Genomic DNA, 20595 nt, shown 5'->3' with positions numbered 1-20595 from the left:
CGTCAACAGGAATGCCCTATACTGGCGCCGGTCGAGGCACTGGAGGGGGCCATGACGACATCGCAGGAATCGCCCGGCAGCGCCTCCGCCCCGCCCGCATGGGTCCGGCGGCCGGCCAGTCTTGCCAAGGCGGTGACGGCGGAGCTCGTCGAGCGCATCGTCCGCGGCGTGCACCCGTCCGGCACGCCCCTTCCCCCAGAGCCCGTGTTGTGCGAGACCTTCTCGGTGAGCCGGACCGTCGTGCGCGAGGCCGTGAAGATCCTCCAGGAGAAAGGGCTCGTCCAGGTCCGCCAGGGCGCGGGCACCATGGTCACCCCGCCCACGATGTGGGACATGCTCGACGAGCTCGTGCTCGCCGCGACCATCGACATGGACGAGAGCCTGGGCATCCTCGACGACCTCGTCGTCACCCGCCGGCTGCTCGAGTCCGACATGGCCCACCTCGCCGCCCGCGTGGCCGGCGGGGAGACCGTCGAGCGGTTGCGGGCGCTCGTGGACCGGATGGACGACCTCGTGGACGACCACGTCACGTACGCCGACCACGACCGTGCCTTCCACGACGTGATCATGCAGGCGTCCGGCAACCGCATCGCCCGGGGCGTGGTGCGAGCGCTGGAGAGCCAGGTGATCAACACCGCCCGCTACATGGGCAAGCCGGAACGCGCTCTGTGCGTGGCGTCCAATCAGGGCCATCGCCGGATCTACGAGCGCATCGCCGCCCACGACCCCGACGGCGCCGCCGAAGCGATGTTCACGCACATCACCGAGGCCTGGCTCGTCCGGCGCAACGCGCCGAGCGCCCCCGTGCGCCTGCAACGCTAGCGCCCGGCCGCCGTCCTCGACTGCCGCAGCGACATCGCCGCCCAGGGCGCCCGCGCGATCCGGTCAACGTTATACCTGATGTACGGCCGTCCGAAAAGGTCTTGTTTCTGCAATCCTGATCGCTTACCGTGACGCTGCAAACGTAACCGATAACGATTGCAACTGGTGAGGGCGGCATGGCCGAGGGTGGCGCACCGGTGACGATGAGCGATGTCGCACGATCAGCGGGCGTCTCCACCGCCACCGTGTCGCGGGTGGTCAACGGGCGTTACGGTGTCAGCGCGAGAACGATCGCACAGGTCCGTTCGGCCATCGAGCAGCTCGGCTACGAGTCGAGCCTGGTGGCGACGAGCCTGCGGCGGAGCCGTACCAATGTTCTGGGTCTGGTGACCCACAGCTTCCAGTCCTACACGGCCGAGGTGCTCAAGGGCGTGATGGACGAGCTGAGCCAGTCGGGCTTCGACCTGATCATCTACGCCAACAGCGACCTTTACGGGTCCTATTCCGAGGGCTGGGAGCAGCGGCATCTGGCCCGCCTGGCGGGCACGCTCACGGACGGCTCCATCGTCGTCACGCCCTCGGGCGAGGTGCGGAGCGGCACTCCGGTCGTGGTCATCGATCCGGCGATGGGCTCGACGGCGCCGTCGGTGACGGCCGACAATTTCGCCGGTGCCACCGCGGTGGTCGGGCACCTCCTTGACCTGGGGCATCGGCGGATCGCCTTCATCGCCGGCCGCTCCAGCCTGGCCTCCGCGGTGGCGCGCGAGGAGGGCTACCGGAGGGCGCTGGCCGACGCCGGCATCCCCGTCGATCCGGAGCTGGTCGCGCGAGGGGACTTCACTCCCGAGTCGGCGGCGCCGCTCGCACGGGCGCTGCTGGACAGGGTGGACCGCCCGACGGCGATCTTCGCGGCGAACGACGGCATGGCGCTGAAAACGCTGGAGGTCGCAAGAGACCTGGGGCTCGACGTTCCCGGCGACCTGTCGGTGGCCGGCTTCGACAACATCCCGGACTCCGCGCTGGCCGAGCCGGGCCTGACCACGGTGGACCAGTCGATGTATCTGCTCGGGAACGAGGCCGCGCGCATGTTGAAGTCGCTGGTGCGCGGCGATTGGGAGGGCCCCGGCCAGATCGTGCTCCCGACCCGCCTGGTGGTGCGCGGCTCGACCACGGCACCGAGAACTTTGTGAGAACGTGACGCCACCCATAGGTGCGGCGTCTCAGCACACCTGAACGTTCGCGGCAACGAACGTCAGGTGGGCAAGCCGAACCCGTTACGGACGGAGGTGCGGACAGCAAACCCCCAACACGACCACCGCTGAACCAGGCCTGGCCCGCCGATGACCATTCATGGCCAGGCCATCAAGGGAGTTTCTGCATGCCTTTTTTACCTTATCACGGCAGGTCGCGCCCTCAGGGCGTGCGCCGGCTCACGTCGCTGATCGCCGCCGGCGTCATGGCGATCGCGGCAGTGTTGCTCGCGCCGGGGCCGGTGGCGGCCGACACGCCATGGCTCACCGTCTCCGAGGACGGCTACGCGTCGTTCAGCGTCCCGGCGGCCGCCATCGAGGCCGGCGTGGGGCAGGTCGTCATCGAGGGGAACTTCGGTCCCTCTGCCACCTGGGCGGAGTTCGGCCTGACCCGCCGGGGCGACGTCTACTCGGGAGTCCTCGGCCCGCTCAAGCCGGGCCTGTACTCCTACCAGGTCACGGCCGATGACACCGGTCTCAAGGATCCGACCAACACCACCAAGGTGGCGTCCAAGCCCCTCTGGAGCACCTTCTTCGTGCCGGGCGACGCGGTGCGCCTGCTGGCGGACGTGCCCGAGGGACAGGGCGGCAAGGTCGAGACCCTGACCTACCGGGCCGGGAAGCAGGAGAAGTCGGCTCTGGTGTGGACGCCGCCCGGCTACCCGGCCTCGGGCCCCAGGGCATATCCGGTGCTGTTCCTGCAGTCCGGCGACGGTGTGAGCGCCACTGACTGGCTCGACCTCGGCCGGGCCAAGCAGATCTTCGACAATCTGTCGGCTCAGCGGGACATGGAGCCGATGGTGGTCGTGATCAGCGACGGTCACGGGTCCGCCGGCGACAAGGAGGTGACGGATCTCCGGAAGGCGGTCGCGGACCGCTACCGCGTCCATGGGGACCCGGCGCATCAGGCGATCGCCGGCGTGACCGAGGGCGGGACGCGGGCCCTGCGGGCCGCACTGACCCGTCCGACCCAGTTCGCCTACGCCGGCTCGTTCTCGGGCCTCCTCGAGGACGGCGTCGGCCGGGCGAACGCGAACACGATCAACCGGCACGTCAAGCTGCTGCGCCTGTACACGGGGAACGTGACGGATCCCGCGTACAACGCCACCAACCGGCTGACCAAGGCGCTGGACCGGGCCCACGTCAGGTACGAGTTCGACGGTGTCAACCCCGACGCCGGGGCCAACTGGAACGCCTGGCAGGAGAACCTGATCGACTTCGTGCCGCGGCTGTTCCGCGAGGTGTCGGATCACGGCCCGAGCGACGGTCACGGCCGGCTGAAGGGCGAGTTCACCCCGCCGGCGCCCGGCACCACTCCGACGCCGTTCGTGGCCGAGGACGGCTTCGTCACCTTCGAGACCACCACGGACTTCCAGGACGCCCAGCACGTCACGGTGTGGGCGAACTGGGCTCCCAACGGGAGCTGGCTGCGCGTCCCGCTGTCCCGTGCGGGCGACCGGTGGCGAGCGACCGTGGGCCCGCTGGACCCGTGGTTCTACTACTACCGGCTGATGGTGGATCGGGTCGCGGTCAAGGACGCGTCGAACCCGACGAAGGTGACCTCGGAGCCGACGTGGAGCACCTTCTTCGTCCCCGGCGAGAGGGCGCGCCTGCTCTCGGACGTTCCCGCCGGCAAGGGCGGCAAGGTCGAGAGCATGACGTACCGGAGCGGCGTGGCGAATGAGGACCGGACCGCGTTGGTGTGGACCCCGCCTGGGTACGACCCGGACCGCGCGGAGCCGTACCCCGTCTTCCACCTCCAGCACGGTGGCGGACAGAACTACACGGACTGGGTCGAGATGGGACGCGCCAAGCAGATCCTCGACCACCAGTTCCTCGACGGGGACCTGGTGCCGATGGTGGTCGTGATGGGCAACGGCAACGTGCCCGACTTCAACAGGGAACTGCTGGAGAACATCGTTCCGGCTGTCCGTGACCGCTACAACGTCTCCAGCGACCCCTCCCAGCAGGCCCTCGCCGGCCTCTCGATGGGTGGTGGGCAGACGTTCGGGGTGCTCAAGGCGCACCCGGGCAGGTTCGCCTATGTGGCGGCGTTCTCGGCCGGCTTCGGCAGCGGCGCGGGCGTCGACGCGGAGGCGATCAACAACGGGACCAAGCTGTTGCGCCTGTACGTCGGCGACCAGACCGACTTCGTGTACCCGTCGTTCGCGACGACTCTGGCCACCCTGAACGACCTCGGCATCCGCTACGAGTTCGACGGGGTCACCCCGGGGCCGCACGGCTGGGACGTGTGGCAGAAGAACCTCATCGACCTGGCGCCACGCCTGTTCAAGCGCTAGGCCGGCTTTCCAGGCGTCGTGGGACGTCGGTGATGTTAGCGCTCACAAAAGGGCGATGCGAACGGGCGGGGCACAGGTCGCGTCACCTGTGCCCCGTCCCGGCCGGTCGCTCGATCTCAGCGGCAGCGCAGGAACCCCCGTGCGCTGCGATCTAGAGGGAAACATGCCAATGAAGAAGAAAAGGCTCCTTGTCGCGGCAGCCATGCTCGCCGCCGCGACCGCGCTCGCCTCCTGCTCCTCCAGCGAGCAAGGAGGTGCGAGCGACGCGAGCGGAAGCGGCGCGAGCAACTGCACGAACACGATCCCCAAGAAGGACCTGCCAGTCGTGACGATGTGGGGCTGGTACCCCAACATGCAACTCGTCGTCGACAACTTCAACAAGCAGAACGGCGAGGTGCAGGTCTGCTGGACCAACGTCGGGCAGGGCAGCGACGAGTACGACAAGTTCCAGACGGCCATCTCGGCGGGCACCGGCGCACCCGACGTGATCATGATCGAGATGGACCGGATCCCGACCTTCCAGATCCAGAACGCGCTCGTCGACATCAAGAAGTACGGCTTCGACGGCGTCAAGGCCGACTACAGCGAGGGCGCGTGGAAGGACGTCTCGGTCGGTGACGCGGTCTACGGCGTCCCGGTCGACGGCGGCCCGATGGCGATGATCTACCGCAAGGACATCTTCGACAAGTACGACATCAAGCCGCCGAAGACGTGGGCCGAGTACGAGCAGGCGGCGCAGAAGATGAAGGACGCGGGTGGCCCGCAGTTCGGTGACTTCGCCGCGAACGTGTCAGCCCTCACGATGGCGCTGCAGATCCAGAAGGGCGCCGTGCCGTTCACCTACGACCCGGCGCAGCAGAGCACGATCGGCATCACGCTCAACGACCAGGCCTCCAAGGACGTGCTCGACTACTGGGCGGGCCTCGCGCGCAAGGGGCTGGTCGGGACGCAGGACCAGTTCACGCCCGAGTACATCTCCGGAGTGATCAACGGGAAGTACGCGACGTACATCTCGGCGGCCTGGGCGCCCGGCTACCTCACCGGCGCCGGCGTCGGCAAGGGCGAGGACACCGGCAAGTTCGCGGTGGCGCCGCTGCCGCAGTGGGATGCCGGTAACCCGGTGCAGGTGAACTGGGGCGGGTCGGCCTTCTCCGTGACGAGCCAGGCGAAGAACCCCGAACTCGCGGCGAAGGCGGCGTACGGCCTCTACGCCGACAAGGAGTCGCTCACCCACGGCTGGACCAACCAGATCATCTTCCCGCTGAACCTCAAAGCGCTCAACGACCCCGAGTTCGTGAACTTGAAGGTGGACTTCTTCGATGGCCAGCAGGCGAACAAGGAGGTCTACGTCCCCGCGGCGAACGCCTACAAGGGTGTCACCTACAGCCCGTTCGGCCAGTACTACTTCGACGCCATGACCAAACAGGTCAGTGCCCTCATCAAGGGCTCCGAAACCGGTGCGCAGGCGGCCGACCGGCTTCAGGAGGACGTGGTGGGCTACGCCCAGGAACAAGGTTTCACCGTCAAGTGACCAGCAGGGTGGGCCGGGCCCGTCTTCGGCCGGCCGGCCCACCCGTGATCTGCCAGCACCGACATTCCGGAGCCCAACGTGACCATTCTGATCGAGAAGAGCACGCCACCCGCCCAGGAGAGGACACGCAGAACCCGCGGCACGGTTCGCCTCCGCGAGCATCTGATGGGGTGGCTCTTCGTCGGGCCATTCGGAATCGTCTTCCTCGCTCTGCTCATCGCGCCGCTCGGGTACGCGTTGTACCTCAGTCTTTTCCAGAAGAAGCTGATCGGCGGCACCAGCTTCGTCTTCCTCGACAATTACGTGAAGGCGTTCAGCGACCCGAGCTTCCTGTCCGGGTCGTGGTTCGTCGTCCGCTTCTCGCTGGTCTCCATTCCGATACAGATCATCGCCGCCCTCGCGATGGCCCTGATCCTCGATGCGGTGACCTCCCTGTTCACCCGCTTCTCCCGCCTCATGATCTTTCTGCCCTACGCGATTCCCACGGTCATCGGGGCGGTCATGTGGGGGTTCCTGTACAGCAAGAGCTTCGGGCCGCTCACCGACGTCTTCGGGTTGTTCGGCGCCGCCCCGCCTGACTTCCTCAGCAGCAACCTGATCTTCTACGGCCTGGTCAACATCGTGACCTGGCAGTGGGCCGGCTACTACATGATCATCCTGTACGCGGCGCTCCAGGGCATCGACCCGGCACTCTATGAGGCCGCCCGCATGGACGGCGCCGGCAAATGGCAGATCGCGCTGCGGATCAAGATTCCGCTGATCGCCCCAGCGCTGATCCTGATCCTGGTCTTCTCGCTCATCGGCACCCTGCAGTTCTTCAACGAACCACAGATTCTGCGGTCGCTCGCGGCCGGCACGATCGGACCGGACTTCACCCCCAACATGTACGCCTATCAGCAGGCGTTCTCACTCGCGAACTTCAACTACGGATCGGCGATCTCCTTCGCTCTCGGCGGGATCGTGTTCGTCGGCGTCTACGCCTTTCTGTTCTTCACCCGCAAGCGAAGGAGCTTCCTGTGACGAATGACCGCTCCCGCGCCGGCGCCCGCCGCCGGCCACAACACCATCTCCCCCTGCAGGTGCTCCTCGGCTTTCTGGTCGTGTACTTTCTCGTGCCGTTCTGGTGGGTCATCGTCAACAGCTCCAAAGACGCCCCCGGCCTGTTCGGCGGCGGCAACACCCTGTGGTTCGCCGCCGAGATCGACTATTTCGGCAACCTCCAGCAGCTGTTCACCTACGACAACGGGATCTACGGCAGGTGGATACTCAACTCCACGTTGTACGCATTCGCGGGCGGGGTCGGCGCCACGATCCTGGCCGTCATGGCCGGCTACGGATTCGCCAAATACCGGTTCGCCGCCAGGCGCTTCAGCTTCGCGCTCGTGCTCGGCGCGCTGATGGTGCCCGCAACGGCCCTGGTGATTCCGACCTTCATGATGTTCTCCCAGCTCGGACTGACGAACACGGTCTGGGCGGTGATCCTCCCCTCGCTTCTCAACCCCTTCGGGGTCTATCTGATGCACGTGTACGCGCGCGACGCGGTTCCCGACGAGATCCTGGACGCGGCGCGGGCCGATGGCGCGGGTGAGATACGAACGTTCGTCCAGGTCGCGTTCCCGCTGATGCGGCCTGCGGTGGTCACCGTGCTGCTCCTGTCCGCCGTGGCATCCTGGAACAACTATTTCCTGCCCCTGGCCATGCTCTCCGACAACCGCCTTTTCCCCGTCACCGTCGGACTCGGCCTCTGGCAGGGAATCGCCTCGGCCAACAACGCGGGCAGCACCTCCCTCTGGAGCCTCATCATCATGGGCGCGCTCGTGTCGGTCATCCCCCTCGTCATCGCCTTCTTCACCCTGCAACGGCACTGGCGCGGAGGGTTGTCCGTCGGTGGACTGAGATAGGCCGCGGCACACGCGCCGTCGCGTCCGGCGCGACGTGCCACGGCAAGGTGCCCGGGCCGGGTCCGTGGACGGCGCGGATTCACCGGAGGGTGGCCTCGGCGAGGAACTGGGCGAAGCGTTGTGGCGTGTCGGCACGGGCCAGCATCGCGCGCTGCCTGTCGGCACCCGTACCGCGAAGGGCGAGGCAGCGGAGCAGGCCGGCGATCGGCTCGGGTTCGGGCAGGCGGTTCAGGACGGCATCCGCCAGATGGCGGTGCGGAGCCGGGAATCCGGTGGACGGATCGGCGGCGTGCGCGGCCAGGCCGTGCCGGGCGGCGGCGCGCAGGTCGGCGGCGATCCGCCGGCCGCTGATGACCTTGACCGGCGCGCCGCGTCGCTCGTCGTCGATCGCCAACGCGACCAGGGCCCGGGCCAGTCCGGCGACCAGGACGGTGTCCTCGACCGTGAGGCAGACGTCCATGATGCGCACCTCCACCGTGGGGTAGCGCGGCGACAGGCGAGCGTGGAAGTAGACACCTCGCTCGTCCAGCGCATCCCCGTGCAGGATCAGGCGGCGTACGGTGGCGTCATAGGCGGCCGCGGATCGCCACACCCGGGGAGGCACCGCCGAGGGCCTGCGGGTCCAGCACAGGTAGCGGCTGCTCGCCCAGCCGGTGTCGTGGCCGTCGGCGACGGGGGAGTTGACGCTGAGCGCCAGCAGCGTGGCGAGGTACGGCCGCAACCGCGCCAGGACCCGCACGCCCAGTTCCCGTGAGGGCACGCCGACGTGCACATGGCAACCGCAGGTGCCGGGGCCCGCGACCAGGGAACCGTAGCGGGCCATCAGCCGCAGGTAGCGGGGGTCGGCCGTGACCGGGCACGGACCGGGGCATCGCTGAGGTGTCATACCGGTGGCGGCCAGATGGCAGCCCAGTTCCGCCGCCGCGCGGGCGGCCAGCCGCCGGGTCCGCGCCAGCTCCCGCCCCACCTGGCCCAGATCCGTGCACACGCCGGTGACGGTCTCCAGTTGGTAGCGCAGGAATTCATGCTTGACCTGCGGCTCGCCGTCGAGCAGGGCCAGGATCGCGGGCGCCCGGTCGGCCGGACGCCCGTCGGAGCGGTCCAGCAGGACGAACTCCTCTTCCACACCCAGCGTCAGGGACAGGCGTGCATCATGCTCCGCACGTGCGGGTGTGCGGTCCGTTTTCATGAGCGGCCCCCTGAAGCGCAAGCCACTCCGCGGCAGATGATCCTTCACTTGGGTGTACGACCCGGCTCGGCCTCCGTCGCGGATATGAGCTGACGTCGGTCACTACCCTCGTCTCGAAGGCTCTTGCCCGCAGACCCACGGTATTCACCCGGCGTCGAGGCGATTTCCGGCAGGATTCAGGCCTGGCGGTTCGTGTGGCCGGGTGTCAGCAGCGCGGCAGCGACGGCGCCGGCCGCTGCTGAGACGGCCGCCACGATGAACCCGTTGGTGAAGCCGCTCAACGTGGTCCCGACCAGGCTCGCGGCTGCGACGCTCGACACGACCGCGGCCCCGATGGAGGCGCCGAACTCGTGGAAGGTGCTCACGATGCCGGAGGCGACTCCGGCCTCGTGCGGCGCCACCTGGCCGAGTGCGGTCGCCGAGGCGATGACGAACATCGCGCCGGTGCCCGCCGCCGCGACGGCCACGCCGGCCACGACGGTGACCGTGTTCATCGAGACCGCCGGCGCGGCCAGGCCGATCGCCGCGACCGTCAGGCCCGTGACGGCCAGCCGGCGTCCGCCCCACCGGCCGAGCAGCCGTCCGGTCAGGTTGGCGCCGAGCATCGTCGCCAGTGCCACGGGCAGGAACAGCAGCCCTGCCTGCAGGGCGCCGTACCCCACGGCGTGCTGGAAGTAGAAGGTGCCCAGGAAGAACACGGCGATCATCAGCGCCGTGGCCATCAGGATGAGGAAAGCGCCGGTCGCCACGGGCCGCCTGGCCAGCAGCCGGACGTCCATCAGGGGCGAGCGGGCCCGCCGTTGCCACAGCACGAACAGCGCATAGCCGGCGGCGGCCGCCAGGACGAGCCATCCGGTGAGCGCGCTGAGCCAACCCCGCTCACCTGCGGCGATGAGGGCGTAGATCAACGACGCGGACGAGGACGTCACCAGGATCGCGCCGAGGGCATCGAGCCGTGGCCGGTCGGCGGACGCGGCCGGCCGGGCCGGCAGCAGAGCGGCGAGCACTGCGGCGATCACGAGCCCGATGGGCACGTTGACGTAGAAGACCCACGACCACCCAGGGCCCGCGGTGAGCAGGCCGCCGAGGAGGACGCCGAGGGCGGCGCCACCGCCGCCGAGCGCGGACCAGACACCCAGAGCCTTGTTCCGCTCCTCTCCGTCGAACAGCGCCACCACCAGCGACAGGGCGGAGGGCGACAGGAGCGCCGCCCCGACACCCTGCGCCACGCGACCGCCCACCAGCATGCCCGAGGACCCGGCCAGCCCGGTGACCAGCGAAGCGGCGGCGAACAGGACCAGCCCGGCGAGCACGACCCGCTTGGCTCCCACGAGGTCCGTGATGCGTCCGCCGAGCAGCATCAGTCCGCCGAAGGTGAGCGTGTAGGCGCTGACCGTCCAGGTCAGCGCCTCGCGGCTGAGCTCGAGGTCCGTCCCGATGTGGGGCAGCGCGATGGCCACGACGGTGACGTCGAGGATCAGCATGAGCTGGGCCACCCCGAGGAAGCCGAGGATGCGCCACCGCGCCGGATGCGGCTCGTGGGATGAGGTCTGGTGTACCGCTGGTTGGGCCATCGGTGTCCTCCATGCGAACAACTCGTACTCTCATATACGAGATCTAGCCGTCACTATAACCTGTATATGCGCATACGAGTTAAACTGGTGGAATGGCTGCACCCTCCGCGCGCTCCAGACGTCGCGCCGATGCCGAGCGCAACATCGCCCGCATCGTGTCCGCGGCGCGCGCATCGCTGAGCTCGGATCCGAACACGACCACGGACGACATCGCGCAGGCCGCCGGAGTCGGGCGGATGACCCTGTACGGGCACTTCCGCACCCGGGCCGACCTGGTCGAAGCGGCACTCATGGACGCGTTGCGAGCCGGCGACGAAACCCTGTCGTCCCTCGACCTGACGGGGGACGCCCACGAAGCCATGACCCGCCTGCTGGCGTCGAGCTGGGAGATCGTGGCGGAGTCAGCGGCGCTGCTGGCCGCCGCCGAGGCGGTCCTCCCCGCAGGGCGGGTGCGCGAACTGCACGCAGAACCCGCCCGGCGCATGGCCGACCTCATCCGCCGCGGCCAGGAACAAGGCGTCTTCCGCGCCGATCTGCCCACCACCTGGCTGGTGAGCCTCGTCCACTACATCCTGCACGGAGCGGCGAGCGAGGTGCGCGCGGGACGCCTGCCCGCACACGACGCCGCCGACATGGTGACGAAGTCCGTGCAGTCGGTGCTGACCGGCTAGTGTCGGCCCGCCACGGCCGGGCCGCTCAGTCGCGGCGTTCCACCGGGCCGGACGACCCGCGGATCACCAGCTCGGTGGGCAGGCGGATCGCCTCGCCCTCGCGTGACGACCGTGCGGCGAGCTGCTCGATCAGGAGCTCCACCGCGAGCCGGCCGGCGTGCGAGCCGGGCCCGGCCAGAGTGCTCAATGAGGGATGGACGAAGTCGGCGGCGAAGATGTCGTCGAACCCGATCACGCTGATGTCGGCCGGGACGCGAACGCCACGCTGGGCGAGGCGCCGGATGATGCCGATCGCCAGGAGGTCGTTGTGAGCGATGACCGCCGTCGCGTCGGTGCGCAGTGCTCCGTCGGCGGCGGCCCCGCCGCCCGCGACGTTGGGGGCGTACGGACCGATCCGGTGGGCCGTCAGACCATGCGCTGCGGCCCCGGCGCTCAGTGCCCCCCAGCGCGTCGCACCCATCCAGGAGCCGGGTGGCCCGGCGCAGTAGGTGAAGCTCCGGTGCCCGAGTGAGGCCAGGTGCTCCAGGATCTGCTGGCAGCCCGTGACGGTGTCGAATGTCACGCTGGTCAACCCGGGCAGCTCCCGGTTGAACAGGACGATCCGGTGCAGTTTGGCGAGGTCGCGCAGGACCTCGTTGCCGAGCCGGCTGGAGGCCAGCACGAACCCGTCCACGCCGGTGGCCAGGTCGCGGATCTGGTTCTCCTCGATGCGCCGGGATTCCTCGGCGTTGACGATCACCAGAGTGGCGTCGGACGCCCGCGCGTGCTGCTCGGCGCCGCGGATCAGCTCGAAGAAGTGGGGATTGGTGATGTCGGACAGCACCATGGCGATGGTGCGGTGGCGCAGACCCGCAAGAGCGCGGTTCTGCGGTCTGTGCTGGTAGCCGAGCTGCGCGGCGGCCGCGACGATCCGCTGTCGCGTCGCCTCGTTGACCCGGCCAGGCTTGTTGAACGCCCGGGAGACCGTCGACGCGGCCACGCCGGCGGCTTGCGCGACGTCGAAGATGGTGGGCTGCACGAACGCATCTAGCCACGAATATGGAAATTCTGGCAACACCTTGCAGAAATTGTCGTGTCGTACCTACGTTGCGATCATGCCGGCCACACGGTGACGTGTCGGGCGAGAGGAGCGAGGTATGTCGCAGCCCGGGCGAAGAGGTCAAGCTGTGCAGCACGAGCGGCGCACGATCGGAAGTCGGGTCAGGCGGTGGTCCGCGGTTGTGACGACCAGTGCTCTGCTGGCCGCGTCGCTGACGTCGGTGGGGGTGACGCCGGCACAGGCGGCATCGACCGACTTCACCATCTTCGACGGCCGCACGACCGCGCCGATCCTGATCGACCCGTCCTATGGCGGCGATCACGCCGATCGGGACTACAAGCAGGTGCGTCGCGCGGTCCAGGACTTACGTCAGGACGTCGCCATGGTGACCGGGGCGATCGATCCCGGTGAGGTGCAGAGCCTGTTCGTCGACGACGAGCCGGCCAAGGAAGCGCGGCTGGCCAAGGCCGACCGTAGGAGGACACCGGCCCTGCTGACCGAGGCCGCGGACCAGAAGACCGCGATCATCGTCGGCCAGCTCGGCCAGAGCCGGCTGATCGACGAGATCGTCGAAGCCGGCAAGTTCGACGAGGCCGCCGGGATCGAGGGCAGGTGGGAGGCGTACGCGGCCAAGACCGTCAAGAACCCGGTCCCCGGGGTCGACAACGCCCTGGTGATCGCGGGCAGCGACGCCCGCGGGACGATCTACGGGATCTACTCGGTCTCCGAGGAGATCGGGGTCTCGCCGTGGTACTGGTACGGCGACGTGCCGGTCAGGCAGCGCGACGACATCAAGGTCAACGGCAAGGCCAGGGTCGACGACGGGCCGGACGTCAAATACCGCGGAATCTTCGTCAACGACGAGGAACGCACCATCGTGTGGGCGAAGAAGAAGTTCCCCACCGGCAAGGGCACGCCTGAGGTCAACTACTACCGGCACGTCTTCGAGCTGATGTTGCGGCTCAGGCTGAACACGCTCTGGCCGGCGATGCACCTGGCGTCGACGGCGTTCAACGCGGTCACCGACACCGGGACGTACGACAACGGAACACCGGTCAACGCTCGCGAGGCGGCGGCGTTCGGCGTGGTCGCGTCCTCCTCCCACGCGGAGCTGATGCTGCGCAACAACGAGGGCGAGTGGCGACAGTGGTACGACCGCAACAAGGACGCGTGGGACATCAAGGGCCCGAACGCCGTGGCCGCCTTCGACTATTCGATCAACAAGCCCGCGATCCTGGAGTACTGGCGCCAGCGCGTGGTCGCCAACGCCGAATTCGAGAACATCCTCGCCCTGGGCATCCGCGGGGTGCACGACAGCGATCCGGTGTTCACGCCCGGTAACCCGTACGGGTTCAAGGACAAGATCGAGATGTTGGCCGACGTCATACGCGAGCAGCGCAAGCTGATCGCAGAGATCTATGGCAGAGCCGACGCCGTGCCTCAGGTGTTCATCCCCTACAAGGAGATGAACGATCTCTACAACGCGGGGCTGAAGGACCACATCCCCGGCGACGTGACCCTGATGTGGGCCGAGGACAACCACGGTTACCTGCGCCAGGTGCCCACGCGGGCCGAAGCGGCCCGGCCCGGCGGGAACGGCGTCTACTACCACATCTCCTACTGGGGCGAGCCGAAGAGCTACCTGTGGCTGAACTCGACGCCCATGTCCCTGATGGTGCAGCAACTGCACCGGGCGTGGAACTCCGGTGCGGGACGCTACTGGATCCTCAACGTCGGGGACATCAAGCCCGGCGAGATCAAGCTCGACCTGTTCGCCAAGCTCGCGTGGCACGTCGAGGGCTACGACGACACGAACATCGGCAAGAAGTTCCTCACCGAGCACGTGCAGAGAGACTTCCGGCTGAGGGGCGGCGACGCCGCCGCGGTCGTCGACGCGCTGAAACGGTTCGACGTGCTCGAGAGCACCAAGCGCGCCGAGTCGTGGGGGGAGGTCAACTCGTCCAACGCGAACTCGGGAAGGATTCACAACGGTCAGGTCTTCCCGTTCAGCGCCACCTCGGACGGGGATGAGCTCCAGCGCTACATCAACGAGTCCAACGAACTGGTGGCGGTTCTCGAGCGTGTTTCCGCGAAGCTCGACCCCCGCTATCGCTCCGCGTTCTATCAGCAGGTGCTCCACCGAGTCCGGTCCTACCGCAACATGGCCGAGCAGATCGGCTACTACTGGAAGAACCAGCTCGCCGCCGCCCAGGGCCGTTACGCCAGCGCGGGAAGTTATGAGCTGCTCTCCAAGCAGGCCCGTCAGCGCATTTTCACCGACGAGGACTACTGGAACACGATCAGCGACGGCAAGTGGGACGACGCCATCGGCCACAGCCATCCCGAAGGCTTCCCGAACGAGGGCGCCGTCATGCTCACCAACGACCGGTATGCCCGGGTGGCCACACCGGCCGACGCGGTGGGCGCCGCCGCCGAGGGCAGCAAGGAGCCTGGGCGCGGCACGCTGACGTTCAACTCGGCCGCGCCCGACGACACGCGGTTCTTCGACGTGTTCTCCCGGGACGACGTGGCCGCCCCGCAGGAGTGGGTCGCCGAGGCGGACGCTCCGTGGATCACCCTTTCCCGGCGCTCGGGCAGGACCGCGACAGAGCAACGCGTCACGGTGACGGTCGCCGAGAAGAACCCGGCCACGACGGGGACGATCCGGGTCTTCAACGCCGTCGACGGGGCCAAGGTCGGCGACCCGGTCGCGACGTTCACGGTCAAGGCGGAGCGGGCGGCCGTGGAGCTGCACCGTGCCGCCGAGAAGGCGCACCTGGAGGCCGGCGGTTACGTGGCCATCGAGGCCGAGCACTTCGCCGAGAACGTGCCCGGCGCCGACGGCAGCCGCTGGGCGCCACTCGAGGGCGTGGGCCAGCGCGGGGCATCGATGGGCAGCTTCCCGGAGATCGCGCCCCGGGTCGACTCCGGCTTCGAGTCGACCGCCCGCCTGAGATACCGGGTCTACTTCACCTCCACCGGAAAGTTCACCGGGACCTTCTACCGCATCCCGACGCTGAACGAAGGCACGGACGACGACGGCACGCCGCGAACCGCACGCACGGCGATCGGGCTCGACAAGCAGGCCCCCAGCCTGCTGCGCGGCAACTCCGTCGCCGGTACGAGCACCAGCCCCTGGGGATTCAACATCATGCATGCCATCGAACCCCTGCGGTTCACCGTCGACGTGACCACACCGGGCTGGCACGACCTCATGGTCTACCGTTCGGACGCGGCGATCCTCTTCGACCGGATCATCATCGAGACCCGGGCCGGCGCGGCCGGTGACGGCCTGGTCGGCCCGCCCGAGAGTCCGAACAACATCGCCGCGCCCCAGAAGGCCACCGTGGCGCCCCTTCCGCGCACGATGCCGGAGCTCCACCGGCTGCCCGCGATCCAGACGTCGGTGGGCGAGACGAGCACGGTCGACGGCGTGCGGGACGTGGAGAGCGCGGAGTCCGACAACAGGACCGCCGTGTCGGTCGCCGTGCAGGACGGCAGCATCCGGGTCACCGGGCACAGGGTGGGGAAGGCCGAACTCTCCATCACCGCCGGTGGCGGGCAGGCCTGGGTGGCGCCGGTCACGGTGGGCAGGGCCGACGACGCGCCGACCGGCCCGTACCAGGAGCAGGACGGCCTGGCGGTCATCGACGCGGCCGACGCGCTCGAGAACAGTGCCGCCGCGCACGCCACTCCGAGCAACAACGGAACACACAGCTGGGCGCTGGCCCGTAACGGCCTCCAGGTCGTCCCGCCCGCCGACGCCGGCGCCAAGGCGAACTGGCTGGCGACCACGGCGGCCCAGGCGGAGGCGCTGTTCAAGGCCGGCCCGGCGGAGAAGGTCAACGGAAGCTCCGCGGCGGGAGCACCACCGCGGCTCGACTTCACCGTCGACATCCGGACCGGCGGCACGTACTACCTGTTCGCCAACACCAGCAACCCCAACCCCGACGCCGACTCCTACCACGTGCTCGTCGACGGGCAGTGGAGATACCACTCGAGCAAGTCCGGGCCGGAGACCGGGTTCGAGACCTGGTACGGCAGCACGAGCGTCGCCGCCGCCGCGCTGGCGCTCGAGCCGGGCGAGCACACGATCTCGCTGGCGCCTCGTGAGGCGGGGCTGGTGCTCAACCAGATCGTCCTGACCACGGACGACACCCCCGGCCTGGCCGGCTTCCAGGACCCCAGCACCCGGAGAGCGAGCGCTTCATGACACCTGACCTCGATCACGAGCGGGTCTCCTTCAGCACACGGGCGAACCGCTGGGTGATGTCGGCGGGGCGGGTGATGGCGCCGCCGACGACGACGGCATGGGCCCCCAGTTCGAGTGCCCGCGCGGCCTCGGCGGGGGTGCCGATCCTGCCCTCGGCGAAGAGGGGGATGTCCAGCTTGTCGGCCAGTACGGCGACCAGGCCCAGATCCGGCCCGTCAGGGGGCGGAGAGGCGGACGTGTAGCCGGACAGGGTCGTCGAGACGCAGTCCGCGCCGAACTCCGCGGCGGCCAGGCCTTCCTCGGCGGTGGAGACGTCGGCCATGACGAGCGCCCCTGCCTGGTGGATGCGGTCGATGGTTTCGGCCAGACCCCGGCCGTCGGGCCGGGGTCTGGCCGTGGCGTCGAGCGCGACGATGTCCGCTCCCGCCCGCACGACCGTCAGGGCGTGCTCCAGCGTGGGCGTGATGTAGACGTCTCCGTCGCCGTCCTTCCACAGGCCGATCACCGGGACCGGCACGGCAGCGCGCACGGCTTCCACGTCGGCCGGGCCGTTGATCCGCACCCCGGCCGCACCTCCCAGGACGGCGGATCGCGCCATCGCGCTCATGAACTGCGGCCCGTGCAAGGGCTCACCCTCGTAGGCCTGGCAGGAGACCACCAGGCCACCCCGCAGCAGGCCGAACACGTCGGTTCCCGTCATGCCTCTTCCCCTCCGGCGAACCTGCTCGCCGCGTCAGCCCAGGTCCTGATGTCGTGCCGGTCCGGGTCGCTGCCCAGCCGGGCGCCCGCCACCGCGGCGATCTCGCGGGGCAGGGTGGCGCAGGCCGGCCGCTCGCCCAGCGGGACGAGGGCGAGTGTGAGCGTCATCCGCGCACCTGCCCCGCTGCCCCGGCGGCGCCGACCAGCACCGCGTCGTCGCCGAGGCGGGCGGTCAGCACCGGAACGCCGGCCAGGACGGGCAGGACGCCGGCGGCCAGCGCGGTGCGCAGCGGGGCCAGGTAGAGCTCCCCGGCGGCCAGCACCCCGCCTCCGACGATCACCACTTCCGGGTCCCAGACGTTCGCGACGCCCGCAAGGGCCCCGCCCAGGGCGCGGCCGCCGCGCGCCAGCACGCCGGCCGCGTCCGCGTCGCCGCCCCTGGCCCGTTCCAGCACCCGGCGCAGGTCGAGCTCCTCGCCACCGCCGAGGGCGGCGAAGGCGGCCGTCATGGCGGGACCGCTGGCGACGGCCTCGACGTGGCCTTCGGCGCCGCACGTGCAGCCCAGCCCTTCGGCTTCGGGGGCGGGCACGTGCCCGACGTGACCGGCGGCCCCGCGGACGCCGGTCACGACGCGCCCGTCCAGGGCGAGGGCTCCGCCGATGCCGGTGCCCACGGTGACGCCCAGCGCCGTCCGCCAAGGGGAGCCCGCCAGTTCGCCGGCGAGGAACGCCTGCACGTCGTTGCGGACCAGCACGGGCAGGTCCAGTTCGTCCTCCAGCAGCTGGGCCAGCGGTGTGCCGGCCCAGTCGCGGATCGCGTCGGTTGCTCCGGCGATCTCCCTGCCTTGGGGGTCGACGACTCCGGCTGTGCCCACCCCCGCGGCGGTGACGCCGTCCAGGCCGAGCTCGCGGGCCAGCCGCGCCACGGTCCGCACGACCGCCCGCGGCCCGTGCGCGGCCGGCGTGGGCGCGTACGCCCGGCGGCACACGGTCCCTTCCCGCGTCACCAGCCCGACGGCGATTTTGGTGCCGCCGATGTCGATGCCCAGCCTCACTTCTTGCGGCCCCTCGCGGTCGACAGCCGGTAGTCGTAACGATCGGCGCGGTACAGGCTGACGGCCCGCTCCACCGCCCGGCCGCGTGCGTCGTGCGTCACTCGCGAGACGCGCAGCGCCGGGAAGCTGTTGGGCACGCCGAGCAGCTCGGCCTGCCCGCGGTTGACGACCGTGGCCGAGATGGTCTGGTCGGCGTGCTCGGGCGCGGCGCCCGCCGCCTCCAGCACGGCGTACAGGCTCTCCACGTGTCCCCGCGCGGCCAGGTCCGGCACCAGGTGCTCGGGGACCCAGGCGTTCTCCAGGCACATCGGCTCGCCGTCGGCGGTACGCAGCCGGGTGATGTGCACGACCGGCGTGCCCGGCTCGAGGAACAGGTCGCGGGCCACGTCGATCTCGGCGGGCTCGCTCTCCAGCACGAGCAGCCTGCCGCCCGGCACCATGCGCCTGGCCCTGATGTCCTCGCTGAACGAGCTGAACGTCAGCGACTTGGTGATCTTGCCGGAGTCGGCGACGAACGTGCCCGACCCCTGGACCCGGTAGACGCGGCCGTCACGCACCAGGCCATCGACCGCCTGGCGCACCGTCATGCGGCTCACGCCGTACTGCTGCATCAGCTCCCGCTCACTCGGCAGCGAATCGTGCGGCGCCATCCGCGCATCGATGAGCTCGGCCAGAGCGCGCCGGAGCGTCTCGTACTTGGTCTCCTGCGTCATCCTCTGACCGCTCCGGCCAGACCGCCGACGAGCCGGACGGGAAGCTTGGTACTCATGGTGCTCCAGGGGGAGAGACACGCCAGGATAGACGAAGTGGTCCGTACCACCTGCCAGAGATTTTGAACTCCAGATCGATGGCCTGTCAATACGCTGCCGGGTTGATCAGATGCATCCCGTACCACTACGTGAAAGTGGTCTAGAGATCAGGTGGCCGCCATGTCGAGTGCGGCCGGGCTCGACGTGATCGCCGCCGTCAACGTCTTCAGCGAGGGCCACAACTCCTCCAAGGACGGACCGGCGTTCGAACACCCCGAGTGGCAGACCCACTACCAGTACGCCAAGCGGGTGGTGGCCGCGCCAACCAGCAGGCGATCACATCGGCGGGATTGTCGGCGGCGAGGGATACGGTTGACCAGTGGAACTCTCCCCCCAGCAGGTGCTCGGCCTGCGGATGTCCAGCCTGTTGCTCCGAGCGTCGCCCGGCGGTGCCGGCCGGGCGACGGGCGTGGCCGAGGTGGTGACCTGGCTCGGGGCGATGCAGGCCCAAGACCTGGCCAGCGGTCTGTGGTCGTTCGGCGCGCGACTGCCCGGACACACCGCCGCCGACGTCACCGCCGCGCTGGAGCGGCGTGAGGCGCTGCGCACGTGGCCGATGCGCGGCACCATCCATTTCGTCCCGTCCCGCGACGCCCGCTGGATGCTCGAATTGATGGGCGTCCGGGTGTTGAACGGCGCGGCGCGGCGGCGCGAACACCTCGGCCTCTCGGAGGAGACCGCCGTTGAGGCCATGGAGGTGCTGGGCGCGGCCCTGGCCGGCGGCAAGCGGCTGAGCCGGTCGGAGTGCCTGGCCGTGCTGGCCGGCAAGGGCATCGACACCAGTGGCCAGCGCGGCTACCACCTGCTGTGGTACGCCAGCCAGCGGGGCCTGCTGTGCATCGCCCCCAACATCGGCAAGGAGCAGAGCTTCGTGCTGCTCGACGAGTGGGTTCCCGACCCACACCGGCCGGAGCGCGACGAGGCGCTGGGCACCATCGCCCTGCGCTACTTCCGCGGCCGCGGGCCGGCCACCCGGCACGACTTCGCGGGCTGGACCGGTCTGACCGCGGCCGACGCCAAACGCGGCATCGCCGTGGCCGGCGACGCGCTGGCCCGGGTGACTGTCGACGGGGTGGAGACGTACCTCGACGCGGCGCTCCTCGACACCGCCCCTCTCTCGGCGGGCGACGACGAGGTGCTGGTGCTGCCGGGCTTCGACGAATACCTGCTGGGCTACAAAGACCGCTCGCTCATGGTCGCCGACGAGCACAAGGCGGCCATCATCCCCGGTAACAACGGGATCTTCCAGTCCACGGTGGTGCGCGCCGGCCGGGTCGTGGCCACCTGGAAACGCACCCTCGCGAAGAGCCGGGTACGGATCGCCGTGCAGCCGCTCTCACCACTCCACAGAAGCGACCGGGCGGAGGTTGAACGGGCGTTCGAGCAGTACGCGCAGTTCGTGGAACGCACCCCGGAGGTGCGCTGGCCGTGACCGGCGGCCGAGCTCTGGGGCGTGCGGCCGCGTCCGTGGCATTCGCGGGCGAAAGGCACAGGACCACCCCTGTTACCAGCCCAGGTCATCTCTGGGGAAGGCGGCGAATA

At 69.4% G+C, this 20595-nt stretch carries 16 protein-coding genes; 9 read left to right on the top strand and 7 right to left on the bottom strand.

Annotated features, from left to right (window positions below):
• Positions 1–51: 51 nt before the first annotated feature.
• The 6 genes from ABGA98_RS00945 to ABGA98_RS00920 all read left to right on the top strand — a co-directional run bounded on the left by ABGA98_RS00945 (position 52) and on the right by ABGA98_RS00920 (position 7804).
• The gene (locus ABGA98_RS00945) at positions 52–822 is read left to right on the top strand and encodes a FadR/GntR family transcriptional regulator (RefSeq protein ID WP_347616231.1); all 771 of its coding nucleotides are present in this window, start codon (positions 52–54) and stop codon (positions 820–822) included.
• Positions 823–1025: 203 nt separating this feature from the next.
• Positions 1026–2012, top strand: coding sequence for a LacI family DNA-binding transcriptional regulator (locus ABGA98_RS00940; RefSeq protein WP_347617687.1), 987 nt, complete (start codon positions 1026–1028; stop codon positions 2010–2012).
• 188 nt (positions 2013–2200) lie between these two features.
• The gene (locus tag ABGA98_RS00935) at positions 2201–4372 is read left to right on the top strand and encodes an alpha/beta hydrolase-fold protein (protein ID WP_347616230.1); all 2172 of its coding nucleotides are present in this window, start codon (positions 2201–2203) and stop codon (positions 4370–4372) included.
• 169 nt (positions 4373–4541) lie between these two features.
• Entirely contained in the window at positions 4542–5903 is a 1362-nt protein-coding gene (locus tag ABGA98_RS00930) for an extracellular solute-binding protein (RefSeq protein WP_347616229.1), read from the top strand.
• Between the two features lie 78 nt (positions 5904–5981).
• Positions 5982–6923: a sugar ABC transporter permease gene (locus ABGA98_RS00925; protein ID WP_347616228.1), complete on the top strand. Its 942-nt coding sequence runs from the start codon at positions 5982–5984 to the stop codon at positions 6921–6923.
• On the top strand, positions 6920–7804 hold the full coding sequence (locus ABGA98_RS00920) for a carbohydrate ABC transporter permease (RefSeq protein ID WP_347616227.1): 885 nt from the start codon (positions 6920–6922) through the stop codon (positions 7802–7804). Before ABGA98_RS00925 ends, ABGA98_RS00920 begins: the two co-directional genes overlap by 4 nt.
• Before the next feature lie 79 nt (positions 7805–7883).
• Here the strand turns inward: ABGA98_RS00920 and ABGA98_RS00915 are convergent, their stop codons facing one another.
• Positions 7884–8993, bottom strand: coding sequence for a YbdK family carboxylate-amine ligase (locus tag ABGA98_RS00915; protein ID WP_347616226.1), 1110 nt, complete (start codon positions 8991–8993; stop codon positions 7884–7886).
• Between the two features lie 176 nt (positions 8994–9169).
• Positions 9170–10567, bottom strand: coding sequence for an MFS transporter (locus tag ABGA98_RS00910; protein WP_347616225.1), 1398 nt, complete (start codon positions 10565–10567; stop codon positions 9170–9172).
• A 92-nt stretch (positions 10568–10659) separates the two neighbouring features.
• On the opposite strand from ABGA98_RS00910, the gene ABGA98_RS00905 reads away from it, so the two are divergent.
• On the top strand, positions 10660–11238 hold the full coding sequence (locus tag ABGA98_RS00905; protein ID WP_347616224.1) for a TetR family transcriptional regulator: 579 nt from the start codon (positions 10660–10662) through the stop codon (positions 11236–11238).
• Between the two features lie 25 nt (positions 11239–11263).
• On the opposite strand, the gene ABGA98_RS00900 is transcribed toward ABGA98_RS00905, so the two are convergent.
• Entirely contained in the window at positions 11264–12256 is a 993-nt protein-coding gene (locus ABGA98_RS00900) for a LacI family DNA-binding transcriptional regulator (protein ID WP_347616223.1), read from the bottom strand.
• Positions 12257–12458: 202 nt separating this feature from the next.
• Here ABGA98_RS00900 and ABGA98_RS00895 point away from each other — a divergent pair, with 202 nt between their 5' ends.
• Entirely contained in the window at positions 12459–16490 is a 4032-nt protein-coding gene (locus ABGA98_RS00895; RefSeq protein ID WP_347616222.1) for a glycosyl hydrolase 115 family protein, read from the top strand.
• 13 nt (positions 16491–16503) lie between these two features.
• Here ABGA98_RS00895 and ABGA98_RS00890 read toward each other — a convergent pair whose 3' ends face one another.
• Genes ABGA98_RS00890 through ABGA98_RS00875 form a run of 4 tightly spaced genes read right to left on the bottom strand, consistent with a single transcriptional unit; the run spans position 16504 to position 18957 of the window.
• A complete protein-coding gene (locus tag ABGA98_RS00890) occupies positions 16504–17190 on the bottom strand; it encodes an N-acetylmannosamine-6-phosphate 2-epimerase (RefSeq protein WP_347616221.1) in 687 nt (228 codons plus the stop codon).
• Entirely contained in the window at positions 17187–17357 is a 171-nt protein-coding gene (locus ABGA98_RS00885; protein WP_347616220.1) for a hypothetical protein, read from the bottom strand. The genes ABGA98_RS00890 and ABGA98_RS00885 overlap by 4 nt, the downstream gene beginning before the upstream one ends.
• Positions 17354–18244, bottom strand: coding sequence for an ROK family protein (locus ABGA98_RS00880; protein ID WP_347616219.1), 891 nt, complete (start codon positions 18242–18244; stop codon positions 17354–17356). Before ABGA98_RS00880 ends, ABGA98_RS00885 begins: the two co-directional genes overlap by 4 nt.
• Positions 18241–18957, bottom strand: a complete 717-nt coding sequence (locus tag ABGA98_RS00875) for a GntR family transcriptional regulator (protein ID WP_347616218.1) — start codon at positions 18955–18957, stop codon at positions 18241–18243. The genes ABGA98_RS00880 and ABGA98_RS00875 overlap by 4 nt, the downstream gene beginning before the upstream one ends.
• Positions 18958–19372: 415 nt before the next feature.
• Here ABGA98_RS00875 and ABGA98_RS00870 point away from each other — a divergent pair, with 415 nt between their 5' ends.
• A complete protein-coding gene (locus ABGA98_RS00870; protein WP_347616217.1) occupies positions 19373–20485 on the top strand; it encodes a winged helix DNA-binding domain-containing protein in 1113 nt (370 codons plus the stop codon).
• Positions 20486–20595: the final 110 nt, after the last annotated feature.

Source organism: Nonomuraea sp. B1E8 (genome assembly GCF_039871515.1).
Classification (GTDB): domain Bacteria; phylum Actinomycetota; class Actinomycetes; order Streptosporangiales; family Streptosporangiaceae; genus Nonomuraea.
This window is presented reverse-complemented; position numbering and strand designations above follow the sequence as displayed.

Bases quoted from the DNA above. Each gene is read 5' to 3' on its own strand.
- ABGA98_RS00945 (WP_347616231.1), top strand. From the start codon at position 52: ATGACGACATCGCAGGAATCGCCCGGCAGCGCCTCCGCCCCGCCCGCA.
- ABGA98_RS00940 (WP_347617687.1), top strand. From the start codon at position 1,026: ATGAGCGATGTCGCACGATCAGCGGGCGTCTCCACCGCCACCGTGTCG.
- ABGA98_RS00935 (WP_347616230.1), top strand. From the start codon at position 2,201: ATGCCTTTTTTACCTTATCACGGCAGGTCGCGCCCTCAGGGCGTGCGC.
- ABGA98_RS00930 (WP_347616229.1), top strand. From the start codon at position 4,542: ATGAAGAAGAAAAGGCTCCTTGTCGCGGCAGCCATGCTCGCCGCCGCG.
- ABGA98_RS00915 (WP_347616226.1), bottom strand. From the start codon at position 8,993: ATGAAAACGGACCGCACACCCGCACGTGCGGAGCATGATGCACGCCTG.
- ABGA98_RS00910 (WP_347616225.1), bottom strand. From the start codon at position 10,567: ATGGCCCAACCAGCGGTACACCAGACCTCATCCCACGAGCCGCATCCG.
- ABGA98_RS00905 (WP_347616224.1), top strand. From the start codon at position 10,660: ATGGCTGCACCCTCCGCGCGCTCCAGACGTCGCGCCGATGCCGAGCGC.
- ABGA98_RS00890 (WP_347616221.1), bottom strand. From the start codon at position 17,190: ATGACGGGAACCGACGTGTTCGGCCTGCTGCGGGGTGGCCTGGTGGTC.
- ABGA98_RS00885 (WP_347616220.1), bottom strand. From the start codon at position 17,357: ATGACGCTCACACTCGCCCTCGTCCCGCTGGGCGAGCGGCCGGCCTGC.
- ABGA98_RS00875 (WP_347616218.1), bottom strand. From the start codon at position 18,957: ATGACGCAGGAGACCAAGTACGAGACGCTCCGGCGCGCTCTGGCCGAG.